We start from the raw sequence: 22,518 nt of genomic DNA on the forward strand, positions 1-22,518 counted from the left end.
CTTTATTCTAATTTGTCATTAATTGAAATTTGATTGCCACAAACAAAATCTTTTGCGGTCATTTTACGTTTACTTTCAGGTTGCAATTCTAAAATTTCTAAAATCCCTTTACCGGTTTGTACTGTAAAACCAGTTTCTGTTAAGGATAAAACTGTTCCAATTTCACCAATAGTAACATTATCAATAACTTTTGTTTGCCAAATTTTTAATTTTTTTCCTTTAAATATTGAAAAAGCAACGGGCCAAGGATTTAAGCCCCGTACTAAATTATAAATTTCCTGTGCCGGTAACAGCCAGTTTATTCTTTCTAACTCTTTGGTTAGTAATGGTGCATAAGACGCTTTTGCATCGTTTTGTTTATTTCGTACTACTGAACCTTCTGCTATTTGTTTAATTGTTTGCAATAGAGTTTTTGCACCAATATTCATTAAAGTATCATGCAGTTCACCGGTATTCATTTTAGCGGAAATTGATACTTCTTCTTTTAAAATCATATCACCAGTATCAAGACCAACATCCATATACATTGTAGTAATCCCTGTTTTTGTCTCACCATTAATAATTGACCAATGAATTGGTGCAGCTCCACGATATTTTGGCAATAACGATGCATGAACATTGATGCATCCTAATTGGGGGATATCAAGGATAGCCTTTGATAGAATTTGTCCAAAAGCTACTACTACAATTAGATCCGGTGCTAATTTTTTCAACTGTTCTTCAGTTTCCGAAGTTTTAATTTTTTCTGGTTGTAAAACAGTTAAATTATGTTCTAAGGCATATTCTTTAATTGGTGATGGCGTTAATTTCTGCCCCCGTCCTTTAGGACGATCTGGTTGAGTAATTACTGCTATAACTTCATAGTTTTCATTTAAAGTTTTCAAACAAGGGACAGCAAAATCAGGTGTACCCATAAAAACAATTTTTAAATTATTCATATTATTTCCCTTTCGAGATCGTTTTGGCTTTGTCAATAAATAAGATGCCATCTAAATGATCAATTTCATGTTGAAACGCACGTGCCAATAAGCCTTCAGCATTAATTCTTTTAATTTTACCTTTTCGGTCTGAAAATTCCACAGTTATTTTTGCCGCTCGTTCTACTTCCCCTAAAATTCCAGGGATGCTAAGGCATCCTTCAGTATCACAGGCTACGCCTTCTGTCTTTATGATATTAGGATTTATTATTTCGATTAATCCTTCGCCGGTATCAATGACCACAACTCTTAGTGATACTCCGACTTGTGGTGCTGCTAAACCTACACCATTTTCGTCATACATTGTTGTTGCCATATCTTCCAGTAGTTTTTTTATTTTTTTATCTATTTTAGTAACAGGTTTAGCAATTTCTTTCAAAACCGGTGCCCCTGCTTTTTTAACCTCTAATACAGTCATATTACACTCCTATAATTAATATCAATATTAAAATTTTATCATATTTTAAAAATAAAAGCTATTTATGGTTAAATGATACTCATTGGATCAACATCAATACTGATATTTGCTCTACTACTAATATCAATAGCAGTTAAATATTTTTTTACACTGTCTAAAGACTGAGCCTTAATTAAAATATTGTATCGGTATAAATTATTTATTTTTTCAATCGGCGGTGTAAATGGTCCTAAAAGATCAGTTTCTTCAAGATTAATATTACTTCTAAGCTCATTTATTAAGGCTTGCGCTTGTTCTTGAGCTATATTTTTTTCTTGATTGTAAAATGTTAGTTTGATTAACTTAGTAAACGGTGGATAATTTAGTTGCTTTCGATATAATATTTCCTCTTGATAAAATGCTTCATAATCATGAGTTTTACTAGCCAATAAAACATAGTGGTTAGCATTGTAGGTTTGAATGATGACCTTTCCTTCAATTTCACCACGCCCGGCTCTACCAGCAGCTTGCGTTAAAAGTGCAAAAGTTCGTTCAGCCGAACGAAAGTCTGGAATGTTTAAGGCTGAATCTGCGCTAATAATACCAACAGCAGTAACATTTTTTATATCATGCCCTTTTGCTACCATTTGCGTTCCTAATAAAATATCAAACTTTTTTTCTTTAAAATCGTTGATTATTTTATCATGAGAAAACTTCCCTTTAGTTGTATCGTAATCCATACGAGCAATTTTTGCTTGTGGAAATTCTTTTTGCAATTCTTCTTCCAGTCTTTGAGTTCCAGTCCCAAAATATTTAATATAACGGCTAGAACATTTGGGACAAATATCAGGAATAACTTTTGGTTTATGACAATAATGACATTGAAGCTTACCGGAATTATGATAAACCAACGTTGCGGCACAACTATCACAGGTCATAACATAACCACATTCACGACATAAAATAAAGGTTGAAAAACCACGTCGATTTAATAATAAAATTATCTGCTCATTGACAGCTAAAGTTGAAGAAATTAATTTATGTAAATCATGGGAAATTATTTTTCTTCGGCCTTTTTTTAACTCATCGCGCATATCAACTAAATTAACGGCTGGCAAAACACTATTATCAATTCGTTGCGATAGCTTCAGTAATGTTATCTTCTTATTAAGTGCTGCGAAATAAGTATTTAATGCCGGAGTTGCACTACCTAATAATAATAAACCGTTACTAAGCTTTAGACGCTGTTGTGCTACATTGACAGTATTATATTTAGGGCTTTCCTCTTGCTTATAAGAAAAATCATGTTCTTCATCCATAATGATAATGCCTAAATCTACAACCGGAGCAAAAACCGCTGATCTAGCACCAATAACAATATTAGCATCTTTGGTCCGAATTCTAGTGAAAACATCATTTCTTTCGGAAATTGATAACTTACTATGAATTACAACGACGTCGCTATCAAATTCAGCTTTAAATCTTTTCACTATTTGACTTGTTAACGCAATTTCTGGAACTAGTACAATCGCTTGTTTGCCAGACTTAATAACCTTTTTCGTTATTTCAATATAAACTTGAGTTTTGCCACTACCGGTAATGCCATATAGTAAAAACGGTGCATATATTTGTTGGGTTAAAGCATGATTCAGTGATAGTAGTGCCTGAGATTGTTCGGGATTTAAAGTTATCTCTTTTTTTGAACCTACTAAATCATCATAACTATTGCGCAATACTCTGTGTTCTTCAATTATAATAGCATTATGCTTTTTTAAAGCATTAATAGTATCGCGCGAAATTTTCAAAATTTTAAGCTCAGCTGTCGTTAAAATATCTTTATTTGCTAAATAATTCAAAACTTTTTGCTGTGCTGGCTTGTTTTTGAAAAAGTTTTTATCTTCAATAAAACTAGGGTTTAGTTTTATAATATTTTCGACTTTAATATTAGCTTTATTTTTTATTTCATATTCTTTCACTAATAATTTTTTTTCTATTAAATAATCTAATGCTATTTTACAATCATAATGTAAAAATACTTTTGATAAGTCTAGCAACGACCAAGCCTTATTACTCTTTATTATATATTGTAAAATTTCATTAAACTTAAAAGCAGAAAAATCAGCATTAAAATTAACATTTTCGGCAATTTTATATAGTATATTTATCTTAATACCACTATTACCGGGAATAAACAATCTTAATGCATCGACTAAGGAGCATAGATAATAACTAGAAATCCATTTTGCAGTTTCTAACATATTATTATCAAACCACGGTTGACTATCAATCGTTTCAATAATTGATTTTAAATTATCAGCATCATTAGTTTCTTCAACTTTTACAATGAACCCTTCCATTTTTTGTTTGCCAAAAGGCACAACAACACGCCAACCGACATCAAGAAAACTTAATTCGCTTGGAATATGATAAGTATATGGTTTGGTAATGCTTTTAACTGTTGTATTAACAAAAATCTGTGCAATTTTTTTCATTAACTTCACCATAGAATTAACAAAGGGACTCTAATGAGTCCCTTTGTAGATTTTATAACTAATTATAATCCAGCTTCAGCTTTTAAAACATCAGCTTTATCAGTACGTTCCCATGGTAAATCTAAATCAGTTCTACCAAAATGACCATAAGCTGCTGTTTGCTTGTAAATTGGTCTACGTAAATCTAAAGATTTAATGATACCAGCTGGTCTTAAGTCAAAATGTTTTGCAATTAAAGTAGAAATTACCGCTTCAGCAACTTTAGCAGTGCCGAAAGTCTCAACCATAATTGAAACTGGTTTTGCTACACCAATTGCGTATGCTAATTGAATTTCACATTTTTCTGCAAGTCCTGCCGCAACTACATTCTTAGCAACATAACGCGCCGCATAAGCTGCAGATCTATCAACCTTTGTAGGATCTTTACCGGAGAATGCTCCGCCACCATGACGCGCCATTCCGCCATAAGTATCAACAATAATTTTTCTACCAGTTAAACCAGCATCACCTTGTGGTCCCCCTACTACGAAGCGACCAGTTGGATTAATATAATATTTAGTATTTTCATCTAAAAATTCTGTCGGAATAATCGGCTTAATTACATGTTCCATCAAATCTTTTTCAATAGTTTTTAAATCAACTTCCGGACCATGTTGAGTTGAAATAACAATGGCATCAATTCTTACCGGTTTGCCATCAACATACTCCACTGTTACTTGAGTTTTTCCATCAGGACGTAAATATGATAATGTATCATTTTTGCGAACTTCTGACAAACGACGTGATAATTTATGTGCTAAAGAAATAGTAAGTGGCATATATTCTGGAGTTTCATTGGTCGCATAACCAAACATCATGCCTTGGTCGCCAGCACCAATAGCATCGATTGAATCTTCCATTTCGCCGTCTTTTGCTTCTTTTGCTTTATCAACACCCATAGCGATATCAGCTGATTGCTCGCCAATTGATGTCATTACACCACAAGTATCGCCATCAAAGCCGAATTTAGCTCTGGTATAACCGATCTCACGGATTGTTTCTCTTACTATTTTCGGTATATCAACATAGCAATTAGTTGTTATTTCCCCGACTACATGTACTAACCCAGTTGTAACTAGGGTTTCACAAGCAACACGACCCATTGGATCTTTTGCTAAAATAGCATCTAATACGCTATCTGAAATTTGATCAGAAATCTTATCAGGATGGCCTTCTGTTACGGACTCTGATGTAAATAAAACACTTTTACTCACAATATTCCTCCTTAAATTTATAAATAAAAAAACTCTCATAAAGAGAGTAATTTTTTAGCTACTCTCATCTTATTAGGAATTGGCACCGTTTTGAAAATTCAATGGTTGCCGCAGCTTCATTGGGCCAGTCCCTCCACTACTCTTGATGAGTTATTTAATTTTTCTATTGCAATTTTAAATGAAAATCATCAAAAAATCAAGCATTATCTTTTAATGAAATTATTTTATCGATAATGATGCTTGCTAGTTTATGTTTTGACATCTTCTCTAATGATTCAACAGTACCATTTTTATATAATATTTTAACAATATTAGTATTAGAATTAAAGCCAGCTCCTGGTAAGGATACATCATTAGCAATAATCATGTCAAGATTTTTCTTTTCCACTTTACTTTTTGCATATTTAATTAAGTCATTCGTTTCTGCGGCAAATCCAATTAATAATTGTTCCGCAGTTTTAATACTACCTAACTCCATTAAAATATCAGGATTTTTCTCCAAGACAACAGTCATAGATTGATCACTTTTCTTGATTTTAATATCAGAAACATTGCGTGGATGATAATCGGCAACTGCTGCTGCCTTTATTGTTATATCAGTATCATTAAATTCTCGCAAAACAGCTTTACGCATTTGAGCCGCAGTTTCGATGCTGATTAACCTAACACCTTCCGGTGCCGGCAATGCAGTCGGACCTGAGACTAATACAACTTCTGCGCCACGCAAAACGGCTTCTTTAGCAATTGCATAGCCCATTTTACCACTAGATCTATTGCCAATGTAACGAATTGGATCTAATGGTTCAATCGTTCCACCGGCGGTAATAAGAATTTTTTTATTTTTTAAAGCTTGAGAATCTATTTTAAAATGATTTTTTACAATTGTAACGATTTTTTCCGGTTCGGGCAAGCGACCAAGCCCTTCAATACCACAGGCCAACATTCCTGATTCAGGCTCTATCAAATTATAACCATAATGTGATAATTTAGTAATATTATCTTGAACAATTTGATTTTGATACATATTAGTATTCATTGCTGGCGCTATGTAGACCGGTGCTTTTGTAGCCATAACGGTTGTAGTCAGCATATCATCAGCTATGCCATTCGCAAGTTTACCAATGATATTAGCGGTAGCTGGAGCAATTAAAATCAAATCGGCTTTACTGGCTAAAGCAATGTGCTCAACGTTCCAATTTGTTACTTTTTCCCACATGCTAACCACTACTGGATTACAACTTAACTCTCTAAGTGTCAAAGGTGTAATGAAATTAGTAGCAGCTTCTGTCATTATGACATTAACATTAGCCTTACTCTTGCGCAGTTTACTAACGATATCAGCGGCTTTATAAGCAGCAATACCACCACTAATGCAAACAAGAATATTTTTTCCTGTTAACATAACAACCTCCTACTTAATGCCGGTTTTTGTTCTTTCAAAAGAAATACAATCTTGAGCAATTTCTTCTAAAGCATTAGTTACTTTTTTATTTGATTTGCTTTTTACGGTTAAAGTAGCACCATCCATTAACTCTCTTGCTCTTTTAGCAGCTAACACTACCAAGGTATATTTACTGTCAACTTTTGTTACTAAGATATCTAATGAAGGATTAATCATGTTTTAATTTCTCACTTTCGCATATATTTAAGATGATTTTTTTTCTACGCTTAGAATTAAATTTTTCGGCTGAAATAATAGTAGCAATACTATCTACTGCCGTTTCAACTTTATCATTAACTACGACATAATCGTATTTAAGAGCATATTGTATTTCTTCAGTAGCTGCCGCTAATCTTTTCTTGATACTATCTTTAGAATCAGTACCTCTTTTAGTAATTCTTGCTGCTAATTCATCTAATGATGGTGGCAAGATATAAATAAAAACTCCCTCCGGAAACTTTGCTTTTACTTGCATTGCTCCTTGAGGATCAATTTCTAACACTACATTTTTACCTGATTTTAAAATTTTTAAAACTTGTTCTTTTGGCGTACCATAATAATTGCCATAAACTTCAGCATACTCTAACAACAAGTCATTTTTAATCATTTCCTCAAATTCATCTTTTTCTTTAAACCAATAATTAATACCATTAGTTTCGCCTAATCGTGGTTTTCTGGTTGTTGCTGATACTGAATATTGCAAATTCGGTATCTGACGTAATAACTCTTGACAAATAGTTCCTTTACCAGCACCAGATGGGCCCGATAAAACAAATAATATGCCACTTTGTTGCATAAACAATCCTCCTTGCAATTATTCAGTTGTTTCTTCGTGATGCTCTTTATTAACTAAGCGATGTGCTACGGTCTCAGGTTGGACTGCTGATAATATAATATGGTCACTATCAGTTATAATTACAGCTCTAGTTCTGCGTCCATAAGTAGCATCAATAAGCATGCCTCGATCACGTGCCTCTTGAATAATTCTTTTAATTGGAGCCGATTCAGGGCTAACGATTGAAATAATGCGGTTGGCAGAAACAATATTACCAAAACCGATATTAATTAGTTTGATATCCATTTATAAAAGCTCCTTTTGCAAAATATCATAATTTTTATTCGACGTTTTGAATTTGTTCACGAATTTTTTCAATTTCACTTTTCAGTTCAACAATAATATTAGCTACAGTAAAATCGTTGGCCTTTGAAGCAATAGTATTAGTTTCACGGTTTATTTCTTGAACAATGAAATCGAGTTTACGACCAATTGGTTCACTGACTTCAAGGTTTGTTTTAAATTGTATAAAATGACTACTTAATCTAACTAGTTCTTCAGTAAAGTTGATTCTATCAGCAAAAAGGGCCACTTCTTGCAATAATCTGCCCTCATCTACTACCACGTTGCTATCATTAATAAATTCTTTAACTTTTACTAATAATTTATCGCGATAATCATTCGTAATAATAGGCTCCTGTACTTTTATTGTTGAAACTAATTCTTCAAGTTTACAAACTCGACTTAGTAAATCATTTTTAATATTTTGACCTTCTATTGTACGCATTTGGAGAATATTTTCTACTGCCGCAGTTAAGGCCAAGTTAAGCTTATCCGCAAAAATTGTAATATCAGCTTCATCTTCCGTTATTACCAATACATCAGGTTGTTTGGCAATTTCTAATAAAGCTGTAGTATAAGGTATTTCTAAGGCCACCGCTAATTCCCTTAAAACATTATCGTAAGCTATCGCCAATTTTTTGTCAACATTTACTTTTTTATTGCTATTATTAAACAAATCCATCGATATTGATATATCAACTCTGCCACGATGTATTTTACTGGTAATAGTTGTCCTAATTTTATCTTCAAGCTGATTTAATGTTTTAGGCATTTTTATAAAAATATCATTATATCGATGATTAACAGTTTTTATTTCTACAACAAATTTAACTTCCTCGTCGCTGTATACGCCACGACCAAACCCCGTCATACTTTTTAACAAGATAATGTCACCTGCCTTATCTTTTGCTTATCTCATGTTAAATTCTCTACATAACGTAAAAATCCTTTAAAAAAAAGAGATCAACAGTATATAAATACTTTGATCTCTTCTCTTACAGCAAATTTATTGCTTAGCTAGTTTTTCATAATTTTCTAGTCTTTCAAAAGCATCTTGTTTAGTTTTATTAAATAAAGCTTCAGCCGTTTCTGGGAAACGTTTTTTTAAGGATGAAAATCTTACTTCACCCATTAAAAACTCATTAAAATCCTCAGTCGGTGTTTTTGAATCTAAAATAAATGGATTTTTCCCTGCATCTTTTAACTGCGGATTATAGCGGAACATTGACCAATATCCACATTCCACTGCTTTTTTAGCTTCTAAATGGCTTGTGCCCATACCATTTTTAATACCATGGCTAATACATGGAGCATAAGCAATGATTAAAGAAGGTCCTGGATAAGCTTCCGCTTCTTGTATTGCTTTAATAGTTTGATTTTTATCAGCACCCATAGCAATTTGTGCTACATAAACATAACCATAGCTCATTGCCATCATCCCTAGATCTTTCTTTTTCGTATTCTTGCCACTGGCTGCAAATTTGGCAATGGCTGCTGCTGGGGTAGCTTTAGAAGCTTGCCCTCCGGTATTAGAATAAATTTCTGTATCAAAGACCATTACATTAATATCTTCACCGGAAGCTAACGCGTGATCAAGACCACTAAACCCAATGTCATAAGCCCAACCATCACCACCAAATAACCATTGAGACCTTTTAACAAGAAAATCGCTGTTTTCTAAGATAAATTCAATGTCAGGATTGTTTAATGTAGTTTCTTTTAATACTGCTATTAGATTATCAGCTAGTGCGCGAGTTTGCTCAGCCTTATTGATATTAGCAAGCCATGCTTGACATTTTTCCGTTATAGCAGTATTTAAGTTAGCGGAAATCAAGGATTTAACTTTCATTGCTAATTGTTCTCTTATCTGATTGGCTGCAATATGCATCCCTAAACCAAATTCAGCATTGTCTTCAAACAAGGAGTTTGCCCATGCCGGACCATGCCCTTTATGATTAGTAGTATATGGCACTGCAGGAGCTGAGCCGGCCCATACAGACGAACAACCTGTAGCATTTGCAATCATCATTCTATCACCAAACAGTTGTGTAATAAGCTTAGCATATGGCGTTTGAACACAGCCGGCACAAGCACCGGAGAACTCTAGTAATGGTTGTTCAAATTGACTACCTTTAACAGTAAACTTATTAGCCGGATTTTCTTTAGGAGTTATTGTCATAACATAATCCCAGATAGCAACCTTATCCATTTGTGAAGTTATAGACTCCATTGTTAAGGCAGATTCTTTGGCCGGACAAATCTGTGCACAGTTTCCGCATCCAGTACAGTCAAGTGGCGAAATAGCCATATGATATTGTAAATTATCAGTTCCGATAGCTTTCTTACACACTAATCCTTCAGGTGCTGAATTTACTTCTTCATCATTTAATAAAATAGGTCTAATTGATGCATGCGGACAAACATATGAACACTGATTACATTGAATACATTTATCAACATTCCACTTTGGTACATGGATAGCAATACCTCTTTTTTCATAAGCTGCACTGCCAAAAGGGAAGGTACCATCTTCCATGCCAGCAAAAGCACTTACTGGTAATTTATCGCCTTCTTGACGAGTCATTGGTATAAGAATATTATCAATAAATTCAGGATTTTTGCTTACCGCAACAGTTTCATCTTCAGTCGCTTGAGCCCATTCCGCCGGGATTTCAACTTTAACTAATGATTTTAAACCATGATCAATTGCTGCATTATTCATTTTTACAATATGCTCACCTTTATGACCATATGATTTTTCAACAGCTTGTTTTAAGTAAGCTACAGCATCCGCAATTGGGATGATATCAGCAATTTTAAAGAATGCCGACTGCATAATCATATTAATTCTGCCACCTAGTCCAATTTCTTCAGCAATTTCTACTGCATCTATGATATAGAAATTAATATTATTTTGAGCTAGATATTTTTTCATGCTAGCAGGTAGTTCAGCATCCAATTCTTCTTCTGTCCATAAGCAATTTAATAAGAAATTACCACTAGGCTTTAAGCCTTCAAGGACATCATAATTATGCACATAAGATTGATTGTGACAAGCAATAAAATCAGCTTTGTCAACTAAATATGGTGATTTTATCGGTTGTGCGCCAAACCGCAAATGAGAAATTGTAATGCCGCCTGATTTTTTTGAGTCATATGCAAAATAAGCTTGAGCATACATATCAGTATGATCACCGATTATTTTTATCGCATTTTTATTAGCACCAACGGTTCCATCAGAACCAAGCCCCCAGAATTTGCAAGCTTTTGTACTAGCAGGAGTTGTATCAATATCTTCTGCTTGTGGCAATGAAGAATATGTAACATCATCAATTATACCCACTGTAAAGTTGTCTTTTGGTTCACTAGCTTTTAGGTTGTCAAAAACACCTTTAATATGGGTAGGTGTAACATTTTTGCCACCAACTCCACAACGTCCACCAACAATCACTGGTTTTACTGTTGCATTATAAAAAGCTGATTTTACATCCAAATATAATGGTTCAGCTAGCGAGCCTATTTCTTTAGTTCGATCCAATACAGCAATTTTTGTAACAGTTTCCGGAATTTGCTGTAGGAAGTGCTTAATAGAAAATGGACGATATAAATGTACTGTTAATAAACCGACCTTTTCTCCATTATTATTTAAATAATCTACAGTTTCTGCAATAGTTTCACACATTGAGCCCATAGCAATGATAACTCTATCTGCATCAGGGGCTCCATGATAATTGAATAATTGATAATTTCGACCTGTTAATTTGTTGATCTCTTGCATATATTGTTCAACAGTTTCTGGCAAGGTTTCATAATATTTATTTAAAGATTCTCGATGTTGAAAATTAATATCAGAATTCTGCACTGTACCACGTAATACCGGATGATCAGGATTTAAAGCTTTTCTTCTAAATTTATTTACGGCTTCCATATCTAATAAATTTGCTAATTCATCATATTCCAGCACTTCAATTTTTTGAATTTCATGGGAGGTTCTAAAACCATCAAAGAAATTTAAAAATGGAATACTGGATTTAATTGCTGCTAAATGAGCAACCGCCGCTAAGTCCATAACTTCTTGAACACTACTTTCAGCTAACATTGCAAAGCCTGTTTGACGAGTAGCCATAACATCAGAATGATCACCAAAGATACTGATAGCATTAGAACCAACAACTCTAGAACTGACATGGAAAACACCAGGTAATAACTCTCCGGCAATTTTATACATATTCGGAATCATCAATAATAATCCTTGTGAGGCAGTATAAGTTGTTGTTAACGCTCCAGCTTGCAATGAACCATGGACAGCACCAGCAGCTCCACCTTCTGATTGCATTTCTACGACTTTGACCGTTTGATTGAAAATATTCTTCTTACCACTAGCTGCCCACGTATCAACGTGTTCTGCCATATCACTAGATGGAGTTATTGGAAAAATTGCAGCTACGTCTGTAAATGCATATGAAATATAAGCTGCTGCTGTATTACCATCCATCGTCTTCATCATTCTTTTCTTTTCCATCATTAATCGCTCCTTTAGAAAATAAAAAACCCCTGTTCAATTGCATTTGAACAGGGGCGTAAATTTTTACGCGGTACCACCCTAATTTATCACTATAATATCAATCTATCAATTGACTCCTAGCTAACGCCTAGAATACGCCTCTGCCTAATCGGAATTCTTTCGGAGAAGAGTTCATGGGTGATTTAATCAGCATTTAATCTGCACCGGTTTTCAGCAAGCACCGGCTCTCTGTGGCAAATATCCAATACCTTTGTTCCCAATCATAACCTTTGTTGTTTTTTAAAAGTGTAAAGTTGTAAACCTCTGATGTAGATTATCCCATCATTTTTCTATTGTGTCAATACTTTTTGCAAATAAATTTTAATAATAATATAGTTATTGTAAATAACTTCAATCTATGTAAAAAAAGTAATAAGCAGTCTTTAAACTTTACTGCTCATTACTTTTTTATATTTATAATTTTATTTTAACAATGGACATTTACACCTAAAACAATAGTCCGCTTCGATATCATTTAAAGAGCTACAAGCATTGCAAAAAATAATACTATCATTTGATTTATCATATTTTTCATAAGTCTTTAACTTTCCATGGTGCCTTACCTTATCGCCAATATTAAAATAGTTAAAAACAGTATCATCATCCTCAGCTCTCAACGAAATAGTATTATTATCAGCTTTTATTAAAACATAATAAACTAAGTATTCCTCAATATAATAATCATTATTGGAAGTATGTCTTCTTCTACTATGTTCTTCTATTTTTTTATCGATTACCACACCATCAAAAGTCTTTGTTTTATTAATAGAAATTACTTGAATTAGTGCAATTACTATAAACATAGCACTAATTATCAACCCAATAAACAAAGCCTCTGGGTTTTCCATCTCATTACTGGTCTCACCATAGATATAAAAACTAATAGTAACAATTAGCGACAAAATTACCGCAAAAAGTAATGACCAAGTTTTAGTATCTTTAATATATTTTTTAAAAGCTGGATCATTTATTTTTGTTGAATATCCTACAAGTTTGTTTTTTTTTATTTCTTTTCCACATTCAACGCAAAAGTTTTTATTTTTTGGTGAATCAGCACCACAATGCGAACAGACCATATTATAACCACCTTATTATCATGTTACTATCTACCACCATAGCTACTACCACCACTTCCGCTACCACCGCCAGAAGAAAACCCTCCGCCATCACCTGTTTCGGAAGATTTATTATCTTTTGTGGCTATAGCAATTGAAGTTTCAATTGAACTAATCATATTTTCCATACTCTGATTAAAATTATTGAAGCTATTGGCATTATAATTATAATAATACCAACCATAACCAAATGTAATGTCACCGTCTTTCATATCAGGAAACATGAGAGATAATTGCTTAATAACTTTATCTGCTACTCCTAATGTAACAGCATAAACTAAATAATGTTCCCAAATAATCAAACTCGGAATTTCGTGTTTTTCCATTTCTGAAAAGTCAGTTAAAAATTTTTTAAAAGCACGCCATTTTACAAAATCTTCTCTACCTTCAGTAGTATGGCGCTTAAACAATCTCGGTACTAAACCAAGGATAGCTCCGGAAATTATTAATCCGCTACCAAGAAACCGCTGCTCTTGAATTACAATGCAACCCAAAATAAATATAATTAAGCCACTAATTAACGTTACTACAGGCATATTAGATGGAGGTTCAAAAAATTTATATTGTTCAGTTTCAATTCTTACAGCTTCTTGCCAATATAACCAAAATTTATAAAATGATTTTTTGTGATTTTTAGAAAAACTTTCGATTTCATCAATATAAAAAGTTTGTTCAACTGAAGCAAGATGTTGTCTAAAATAATCTAATAAAAATTGTTCGTGTTGTTTTAAATTGTTTGCCGTTGGGTTTAATATACTAACTTTATACCTTGTAATAATTTTATTCTTCCAAATAATATTTTTTTCTTCGCTTTTTTCTTCGTCAATTTTCAAAAATTTTCGCCGTGCTAAATCAAGAATAGTTGCTGTAATATCCTGCGCTTTAATTTTATCAAAATTCCATAAAACACTTAATTCAGCTGGAGTATATTCAGCCGGTAACTCTCTACAATATTCACCATTAAAAACTGTTTTATGGTTTTTACCGTACTTTATCCATAAATATGCCGTAAGTATTATTGTCGCAAATACTAATAAAATACTTAATATTATTTCTAACTTAACCATCATTCTTTTATTATTAGCTTCACTAGCCCATTTTGATTCTTCTTTGAGAATTTCTTCTAAAGCATTCTTATTAGTATAAACCATGGAAGGTACATTATTGAATAATGCTGTTGGCATAATTATTCTAGCTTCTAAGAATTGATTAGCATTAAAATCTTCACTACTTAAAACTACTTGGTTATCATCAAGAAATTTTATTTCACCATTTAATGGGCCATGTCCCCATATTTTAATGTCCTTACCTTTAATGTATGATTGCGAAGCATTAGGCAAAGTTATTTTTATGCTAACATCGTCAATATTATGTTTATTAGTAGCACTGATAAACTTTCGATAAAATTCAGCTATATCATTATGAATTTTTACAGCATTTGTCACTTTATAACTTACAACAAAATTTCTTTGCTGATTCTCAGCATTGATACTCCAATCAACGATTATTTTATCATTATCTTTTTTTGTTAAATATGTTCCCGGAGGACCATATTTTGAGCCTTGATTGAATTTATAAGGCTGATTATTTTCACTGACAATTATATCGCTGATTACGTTATTATTACTCTGTGCAATATTAATATAAAAACCGTTCCATTTACCGTTAAAATATACAGTAATTTTTTCTGTAACGTTCATCGAAGCATCATTTAAAATTTGCGCCTCAATTTTAATATCTTTTATTTCTATTGATCTTTCTGCTTTAGCAGTATTAAAAAATGATACTATAATAAGAAAAAAAATAAAAGCAATTAAACTACGATATACTTTATTAATAAATAATTTCATTTTATTATCCTCAAAAATTAATTTTTAAACTATCTCTTTCACTACTACTTGGTCCTAACGAATAATATGAAACCATTTCAAAGCCTAAAAATCCGGCTATTAAATTAAAAGGGAACAACTCAATTTTAGTATTAAATTTTTGAACAGTATCATTATAAAACTGTCTTGCAAAGGAGATCTTATCTTCAGTATCAGTAAGTTGTGACTGTAATTCTAAAAAATTAGTATTAGCCTTTAGCTCAGGATAAGCCTCTGCTACCGCAAATAGTGATTTTAAGGCACCACTTAAAATATTTTCCGCCGCTAATTGCTCATTAATATTTTGCGCACTAATAGCACCAGTTCTCGCAGCTGTCACTTTTTCAAAAGTTTCTTGCTCATGCTTGGCATAACCTTTAACTATCTCTACTAAATTAGGAATTAAATCATGTCTCCGTTTTAATTGAATATCAATTTGCGACCAAGAGTTTTGTACTCGTTGTCTTAATATTACCAAACTATTATATGTTACCATTAAAAAAACACCAATTAATAAAAGTAGCACAATCACTATTATTATACTTGTCATAAAATATCCCCCTTTTATGGTAGTGGTAAAAATTTTTCAATAACTTTCTCATTATTAAGCAGTATAATCCCCTGTTCCTTTAACCTTTTAATAATTTCTTGATATTGAGGCAATAAAACATTTCCTAATGCATCAGTAAACCAAATATATTGGATGGTATCATCATTAAAATATATTGCCAGCCCTTGATATGTTGCACTCTTAGCTAACATATATGAACCAGCGGAACCAGGAGAAGTAGCCCTTCCTGATAACAATGATAATAACAATACCCAAAAGAATAAACGTTTAAACCATTTGGGATTTTCCATGGTAACTTGTTCAAATTTAACAATATCAGAAAATTGATACTTTTTAAAATTGCCAGCAGTTGCAATTAAAATTTCTTTTTCAGTAAAACTAAGCTGAAAGGAAGCATACACTGCCGAAGAATAAATAATTATTAATCCTCCAATAGCCATACTCCAAAAAACTATCGGTAATATTATCCATTCGCTATTCAGTGCTGGAATACTGCCAATAATAAACAAAGGCAAGGCAAAAAAGAATATCAATAACATTAAGCCTAAAATATCGCTAATAATAATTTTGGATTGAGGATATTCAATAATATTGTTGTTTTGCTTAACGCTAGGTCTTAAAAAACCTAGTAATAATCCAATAATAATAATTGCTAAACCGATCTTACGATGAGGATACCAAATATTACTAGGTGGTTCTGAAAAAATACTAGTCATAGGACCTGCATTAGTAAAATAATCATTATATTCTACTTTTAAATATTGTTTTTTGTTATTAAAATACCCTTCAATATAGGCAAAATCTTTATCTGTTTTAGTTAAATTAAATTTTTCTAATGGAATTTCTTTTGTCGTAAAAAAAACAGGCATTGAATAATAATTATTAGTATATAAACTTAGCCGTTCCAAATCTTCACTACTTACTTTGTCTTGAAATTTACTTTGTTTAATTTTGCCATCATAAATTAACTTAATATTTTCAAAATAATCAACAAACTCATTAGCAGGTAAAGTTGAAATTTTCCCGTTAGTTTTTTCCAAAATATATTGTTCTAAAGGTAACTTTGATAATCTTTTCTTATCTTCTGAAATAAAGCCATAACTTTTCTTTATTTCATTTTTTTGTTGTAAAGAAAAATCAACATAACTCATACTTATTAATTCGGTGTTTTTTTGAAAACACAATAAAATACCACCGATAATTGCCAGTGCCATAATTATTTTTTGCCAATATCTAATTTTCCGTAAATAAATATTATTATCCACCCTATTACCTCACCTTATTGTTGCTTACTTATTATTTCTTCAATGTTAATATAATTAGGCGACCATCGCTTAACTTCCTCTATCGCAGCATTTTTCTCAATTTCTGTATATTTTATTAATTTAAAATACTCTGCTCCGGAGTTAGCATGTTTTACCAAAACTCTTCCTAAATTAGGCGCATAATAAGTTAAAGTTTTGAGTCCAAAAACATCATTGTATTCTTCTATTACCAGACAATTTTCTATTATCTTGAAATCAAGGTTAAGATTTTCATTCAATGCCACAACTTTCCAAGTTGTAGTGCCAAAATCATCTGTAACAGTCCAAGTTTGCCCAATAGTTGGATTGTTCTTAATAATCGGCGTTGGTTTGTGCGTTATATTTTGATCATAAATCAAATAGACTCCATCTTTTAATTCTAGATAATAAAATCCATAACCATATTCTGCACCTGCTTCAAAATTACTTTCACTTTCACTAACAATAATTTTGGAGTTTGTGAGAAGGTTCGCACTAATCCTAGTCACTGGACCTGATTGTCCATCAGGATAATTCAAAAAAAATTCACACTTTAAACCAGGTTTCGGCAAATATGTTTTTGCTAATGCTAAATTAACACTATCTTCGTTACTAGCAATAACATTTTGAGTGACTGCTTCTTTATAATTATGGTTTGTTACAGGGTTAGACTGTTTCTTAGATATTGTCCAATAAATGCTTCCTGTTATTAAAGTTAACAACGCAATAATAAAAAATATTACTATGAAAATATTTTTTGTGATTTTCTCCTTCTGACTAACTTCATTATTTGCTATATTAAAATTTTGCATAGTAACATCAGTTATTTTATTGCCACAAGCACCGCAAAAAACATCATCATCACTGACAGTACTATTACAATTCGGACATTTTTTTAGCACATTATCACCTTCATTAAGCTTAATTATAACAATGCTCCGCATTTAGTACAAAATTTCTTTGCTATCAAAATCTTCTCACCACATTCGCCACAAAATTTAATTTGTTCACTATCAATATTGATCTCAGTTCCTTGCCAATAATTATTGATTAGATTTTCCATATTAATAATTACTTCATTTTTAGTATTAGTTTGATAATTTAAAACATAGTTATCATTATTTTCTGTTATTAATATTAAATGATTAGTAAAAGCGGTTGCAGTCAAAAAAGCTTGTGCTAATATTACTGGTTCTTCTTTTATTGTCGTTATAATTTCAATTCCTATAGCGCCAAGCCAGTTTGTTAAGAATTCAACTCCGATAGCCTGCCCTAAATTACTTAAAGTTATAGTATTATTTTGTATCGTAGTAAAAAACCCGAGATTTTTTAAAGATTCAAGATGCTTCGGCTGCAATGAAATTTGTTGTTTCTTTAAGGTTTGATTAAGTTCAAATAACGTAGGTAATAACCATCTGGTATCAGCACTAGCTAAAGAAGATTTAATTAAATCTAAAAAGTCATTAATGTAGATACTGTTATTAATTTGAGGATTATACTCTAACATACTCTCAAGGCTAGCTCTTTTATAAAAATCCAGTCCCGCAAAAAAGCAAATAACTGTCTCTAACTCCTGATTTCCTGAAATAATATTATTGTAACCTTCTTGTCCTATACTACAATATAAGTCCGACCACCAACTCATGAAATTATTGAAATTTTTAAATAATATATTGATAAACTGATTTTCACTATTTTTAAATTGAGCAATAATTTTACTATGTTTCTTAGAAAAAAACACTTGATAATAATCTTTTTCTGATATCGAACCACCACTTTTAAAATTAACAACTAAATCAGGTTCTAATATTATCTCTGAGAATTCCTGCAAACTATCACTTTTTAATAACTCTTGAAAAAATTTTGAAGGATTTTCATTGGTGCTCTGTTCTATATCAGTTTTAAAAGGGGAAAGATTATTTCCCCTAAGCCCTGAAATTTTAAAAAGATGATTAAAATCATCAAAGTTTAGCTTGAAAACTAAATTATTGTCCATTTTCTAACCTTCCTTATTACTTTTTAGCAATTTTTAAAGAACTTAAGCGACTTGTCAATTTGTTGACAAAATCACCGGGGGTATCATAACCTATACTTTTTAATAACTCAGCTCTTGTATCAGGAGCTAAACTACGGTCATTTATAATATCCAGCCCCTTTTCCATATTACTTGGCATATCAGAAATTTTATAGCCCATATTTTTATAACCTTGTTCAATATTTTTTATCTGATTACCAGCTTTTCTTAACTGCTCTAATGCTTCTGTTTTATTAACAATATCTCCTTTTTCCCAATAATGATTTACTTTGTATTTTTCCATCATTCCAAAAGCTTCTGCATCTAACAATTCACGTTGTCCTAACGCTGCTTGTCGAGCCGTTGCACAATCCGGTGCATTTCCTTTCAATATTGCTGTTCTTTGAGTGTTAAAATCCCTAGCAGCTTCTGGATGATATACATCAGTGGCATTTTCACCATGAAGCTCCGCCCATTTTTGAACCTTTCCAGCATCATCTAATTTATTCCAATCCACACAAGGGAATTTTTGAGCAGCTTGTTCTGGGCTATAGCCAGTTCTATCACCATAAGCTTTATAATAAAGCTTTTCCCACTCATCACGTGGAATCTCTACCCATTCTTCAGTTCCATCTGGGTTTGTAACTTTTCGTAAAGCTACTACATCATTATCAGTATTAACATCCCACGGTGCTTTAGCTTCAGGTGTTCGTACTGTTTCTAACCTAACCTCACCATACTTACTTGATAGTTGACCTTCTACCTCCCGATAAGAGGGTTGATGAACTTTAGAATCAATTGCTTCATTAAATTCCATTCTAATCTTTTTCGCACCTTCGGAACCTAAATCACCTTTTATTCCATCAACTTTATCAACGTCTTTTAAAATTCTCATTGCGGCTGGATCAGCTTTTAAATCTAAAATATCATCAACTGTTATGTCTTCATGATTTTTGATTTTTTTATCAGATAGCTTCCAAACCTTTTCTTCCGCTTGCATTTTATATTCCTCATATTCAGCCTGCTTTTTAATAATTTCTGTCTGCTTTTCCTTTGGAATTTTATCAAAATCTTCAATTTTACTTTCGATTTTTTTCTGTACAGCTATTTCTTGTTGAGTAAGCGTATCCTTGGACTTAGACATTTCAGTATCAGGATTGTTTTTACTAGTTAATTCACCTGGTTTGTTTTTTGTATTAATATCGTTTTTGTCTAATTTTATTATTTTTTCTTCAGTAGTATTAATAACATCAGTTCTTTCCATAGAATCTTTTACCGGACTTACATTAAAATCATCAATTTTATCAGCACCTTGCTTAGGAATATTATCTTTTGAATTATTAACAAGATTATTATTAGCAGTTGCGCCTTGTTTTGATAATATATTAGAACCTTCACCCACACCACTGTTTTTTATCAATCCTAGTTTTTTACTTAGTTCTTGGTCAACTGCATTAATTTTTACAAGCCCATTTTCAATAGCATCGCCAAGTTTTTTCGTTAAAACCGGAAATCTTCTAGCAAACTCATCTGCCCCTATACTACCTACTCCTTCAAGCACTTTCGATAAACCTTCTTCAGCAATTACCATTCCGATTGCTTTTAATGTAGCCTTAGTTCCAGATTCATTATTATTAATCCCATCTTTAACTCTACTTAAAGCCTCGGCGACAGTCATAATATACTCTGAAGAACCACCTGTAGCAAGTCCTATTGCTGTTCTACCTATAATCCCGCCCCACGAAGTATTTCCTTCAGAATCTTGCCCAGTAACAATATTTTTTGCCGTTTCGGTATTAGCTTTTAATGCCGAATCAATATCTTTATACCAAGGAACTTCGGTCCAGCGTTCTCCATTGTCAGCAATAGTTTCACCTTTGATTCTACTGTCAATAACTTTATTAATTTTAGCTAATTTTTCTTGATCAATACTCTTATTATTTAACATATCATTTTTTAAGTCTTGAATAGCTTTTTCAACATCGCCAGGACCACCTTTTTCACCAATGCCATATTTTTCAGCAGTCTTTTGCATTTGTTCTATCTTTTTCCATTGGCTCAAGTTTTCATCAATAGCTTTACTATTAGAATCTGTTCTTTTACTCATTTTTTCAATATCTTCTAGTATTCGTTTTTTATCTTCCGCTAAATCAGTTTGCCATTTTTCAAATTTGTCTGGATCAACAATATTACCATTTTCAGTGTTTACCCATTCACCTGTTTTACTATTATATTCGATTTCTATACTCCGACCATCGGTAGCACCGGTAAGCACTTTTTTCTCGCCATCTTTAGGGGAATTAGTATTGCTAACATTATCACCAGTATCATTTCCTATATCATCATTTTTTACAGCATCAGAATTAATGCTATTTTCCTCTGGAATGCTTTCAGGATGTTTTTCTTTATTAATACCATGATTTTTCAATGTATTCATAGGATCTTCTGGACCAATAATATCACTATCTTTTGACGTATTTTCTTTAGTGTTGGAAATAGAGTGTTCTTTTGAATCATTAGGTATTTGACCTGCCGATTTTTCCTCAGTTGGTTCATTTGTCCATGGTTTTGCACCATATTTCTCCAAAGTTCTTGGATACGGTTCTCCTAAAGCTGGTTTGGTTGGTTTCCATTCACCAATAACAACAGGACCACCATCAAATGGATTTCTAGTATCCACATTAAACGGACTATCACCTTCGGCCGGATTCTCGCTCCAGTGACGACCCATTTTATTATAACCATCTTTATTAAAACCAGTCCAATGATACCCGTCTTTACTGTAACCTTGTTTATTATAGCCCCAAGGATCAAAACCACTCCTATTGTAACCTTTGTAATCAAAACCGTCTAAATCATAGCCATCTCGATCGTAACCATCTTTGTTAAAACCATTTTTATTATAGCCAAACTCATCATATTCATTATTTTCCTTTAGCTGTTCTTTGTTAGCATTAGGTTTTTCCGTAGTAGTAGTTGAAGTTTTTTTGCCTTTTCCTTGAGCTAAATCGTCTTTATTGAAGCCGTCTTTATTGAATCCATCTTTGTTGAAACCGTCTTTGTTGAATCCATCTTTATTAAATCCGTCTTTGTTGAAGCCATCTTTGTTAAATCCGTCTTTATTGAATCCATCTTTGTTAAACCCATCTTTATTGAATCCATCTTTGTTAAACCCATCTTTGTTAAACCCGTCTTTGTTAAAGCCGTCTTTGTTAAAGCCGTCTTTGTTAAAGCCGTCTTTGTTGAATCCATCTTTGTTAAAGCCGTCTTTATTGAATCCGTCTTTGTTAAAGCCGTCTTTGTTGAATCCATCTTTGTTAAATCCGTCTTTATTGAATCCATCTTTTTTAAATCCGTCTTTATTGAATCCGTCTTTTTTGATTCTGTCTTTATTGATTCTATCTTTATTAAAGCCGTCTTTATTAA

Annotated in this window: 17 protein-coding genes, 1 riboswitch and 1 other annotated feature; all 17 genes read right to left on the reverse strand. The window is 32.4% G+C overall.

Going from position 1 to position 22,518, the window contains the following annotated elements:
• Positions 1 to 2 precede the first annotated feature (2 nt).
• Complete coding sequence (gene fmt / locus KBI38_03670; GenBank protein MBP8629165.1) at positions 3 to 938, reverse strand: methionyl-tRNA formyltransferase; 936 nt, start codon at positions 936 to 938, stop codon at positions 3 to 5.
• 1 nt (position 939) lies between these two features.
• Positions 940 to 1,395, reverse strand: a complete 456-nt coding sequence (gene def, locus KBI38_03675; GenBank protein ID MBP8629166.1) for a peptide deformylase — start codon at positions 1,393 to 1,395, stop codon at positions 940 to 942.
• Between the two features lie 68 nt (positions 1,396 to 1,463).
• Positions 1,464 to 3,866 (reverse strand): primosomal protein N', encoded by a 2,403-nt coding sequence (gene priA / locus KBI38_03680; GenBank protein ID MBP8629167.1) that lies wholly within the window; start codon positions 3,864 to 3,866, stop codon positions 1,464 to 1,466.
• Positions 3,867 to 3,928: 62 nt separating this feature from the next.
• Positions 3,929 to 5,122 (reverse strand): methionine adenosyltransferase, encoded by a 1,194-nt coding sequence (metK, locus tag KBI38_03685; protein ID MBP8629168.1) that lies wholly within the window; start codon positions 5,120 to 5,122, stop codon positions 3,929 to 3,931.
• 58 nt (positions 5,123 to 5,180) lie between these two features.
• A riboswitch (SAM riboswitch) is annotated at positions 5,181 to 5,271 on the reverse strand.
• 44 nt (positions 5,272 to 5,315) lie between these two features.
• Complete coding sequence (gene coaBC, locus KBI38_03690) at positions 5,316 to 6,521, reverse strand: bifunctional phosphopantothenoylcysteine decarboxylase/phosphopantothenate--cysteine ligase CoaBC (GenBank protein MBP8629169.1); 1,206 nt, start codon at positions 6,519 to 6,521, stop codon at positions 5,316 to 5,318.
• A 9-nt stretch (positions 6,522 to 6,530) separates the two neighbouring features.
• Positions 6,531 to 6,737, reverse strand: a complete 207-nt coding sequence (locus tag KBI38_03695; protein MBP8629170.1) for a DNA-directed RNA polymerase subunit omega — start codon at positions 6,735 to 6,737, stop codon at positions 6,531 to 6,533.
• On the reverse strand, positions 6,730 to 7,356 hold the full coding sequence (gmk, locus tag KBI38_03700; GenBank protein MBP8629171.1) for a guanylate kinase: 627 nt from the start codon (positions 7,354 to 7,356) through the stop codon (positions 6,730 to 6,732). The genes KBI38_03695 and gmk overlap by 8 nt, the downstream gene beginning before the upstream one ends.
• Before the next feature lie 18 nt (positions 7,357 to 7,374).
• The gene (locus tag KBI38_03705; GenBank protein ID MBP8629172.1) at positions 7,375 to 7,641 is read right to left on the reverse strand and encodes a DUF370 domain-containing protein; all 267 of its coding nucleotides are present in this window, start codon (positions 7,639 to 7,641) and stop codon (positions 7,375 to 7,377) included.
• 34 nt (positions 7,642 to 7,675) lie between these two features.
• A complete protein-coding gene (locus tag KBI38_03710) occupies positions 7,676 to 8,560 on the reverse strand; it encodes a YicC family protein (protein ID MBP8629173.1) in 885 nt (294 codons plus the stop codon).
• Between the two features lie 123 nt (positions 8,561 to 8,683).
• Positions 8,684 to 12,202 (reverse strand): pyruvate:ferredoxin (flavodoxin) oxidoreductase, encoded by a 3,519-nt coding sequence (nifJ, locus tag KBI38_03715; GenBank protein ID MBP8629174.1) that lies wholly within the window; start codon positions 12,200 to 12,202, stop codon positions 8,684 to 8,686.
• Between the two features lie 46 nt (positions 12,203 to 12,248).
• Positions 12,249 to 12,475, reverse strand: a binding site (T-box leader).
• 188 nt (positions 12,476 to 12,663) lie between these two features.
• A complete protein-coding gene (locus KBI38_03720; protein MBP8629175.1) occupies positions 12,664 to 13,317 on the reverse strand; it encodes a hypothetical protein in 654 nt (217 codons plus the stop codon).
• Between the two features lie 26 nt (positions 13,318 to 13,343).
• Complete coding sequence (locus tag KBI38_03725) at positions 13,344 to 15,206, reverse strand: DUF2207 domain-containing protein (GenBank protein MBP8629176.1); 1,863 nt, start codon at positions 15,204 to 15,206, stop codon at positions 13,344 to 13,346.
• Positions 15,207 to 15,216: 10 nt separating this feature from the next.
• Positions 15,217 to 15,774 (reverse strand): LemA family protein, encoded by a 558-nt coding sequence (locus KBI38_03730; GenBank protein ID MBP8629177.1) that lies wholly within the window; start codon positions 15,772 to 15,774, stop codon positions 15,217 to 15,219.
• 14 nt (positions 15,775 to 15,788) lie between these two features.
• The gene (locus KBI38_03735) at positions 15,789 to 17,060 is read right to left on the reverse strand and encodes a hypothetical protein (protein ID MBP8629178.1); all 1,272 of its coding nucleotides are present in this window, start codon (positions 17,058 to 17,060) and stop codon (positions 15,789 to 15,791) included.
• Positions 17,061 to 17,074: 14 nt separating this feature from the next.
• Positions 17,075 to 17,980, reverse strand: coding sequence for a zinc-ribbon domain-containing protein (locus KBI38_03740; GenBank protein MBP8629179.1), 906 nt, complete (start codon positions 17,978 to 17,980; stop codon positions 17,075 to 17,077).
• 23 nt (positions 17,981 to 18,003) lie between these two features.
• Positions 18,004 to 19,074, reverse strand: coding sequence for a zinc ribbon domain-containing protein (locus tag KBI38_03745; GenBank protein ID MBP8629180.1), 1,071 nt, complete (start codon positions 19,072 to 19,074; stop codon positions 18,004 to 18,006).
• 16 nt (positions 19,075 to 19,090) lie between these two features.
• A partial coding sequence (locus KBI38_03750) for a hypothetical protein (GenBank protein MBP8629181.1) occupies positions 19,091 to 22,518 on the reverse strand: 3,428 nt, incomplete at its 5' end.

Source organism: Negativicutes bacterium (assembly GCA_018052945.1).
Lineage (GTDB): Bacteria > Bacillota > Negativicutes > JAGPMH01 > JAGPMH01 > JAGPMH01.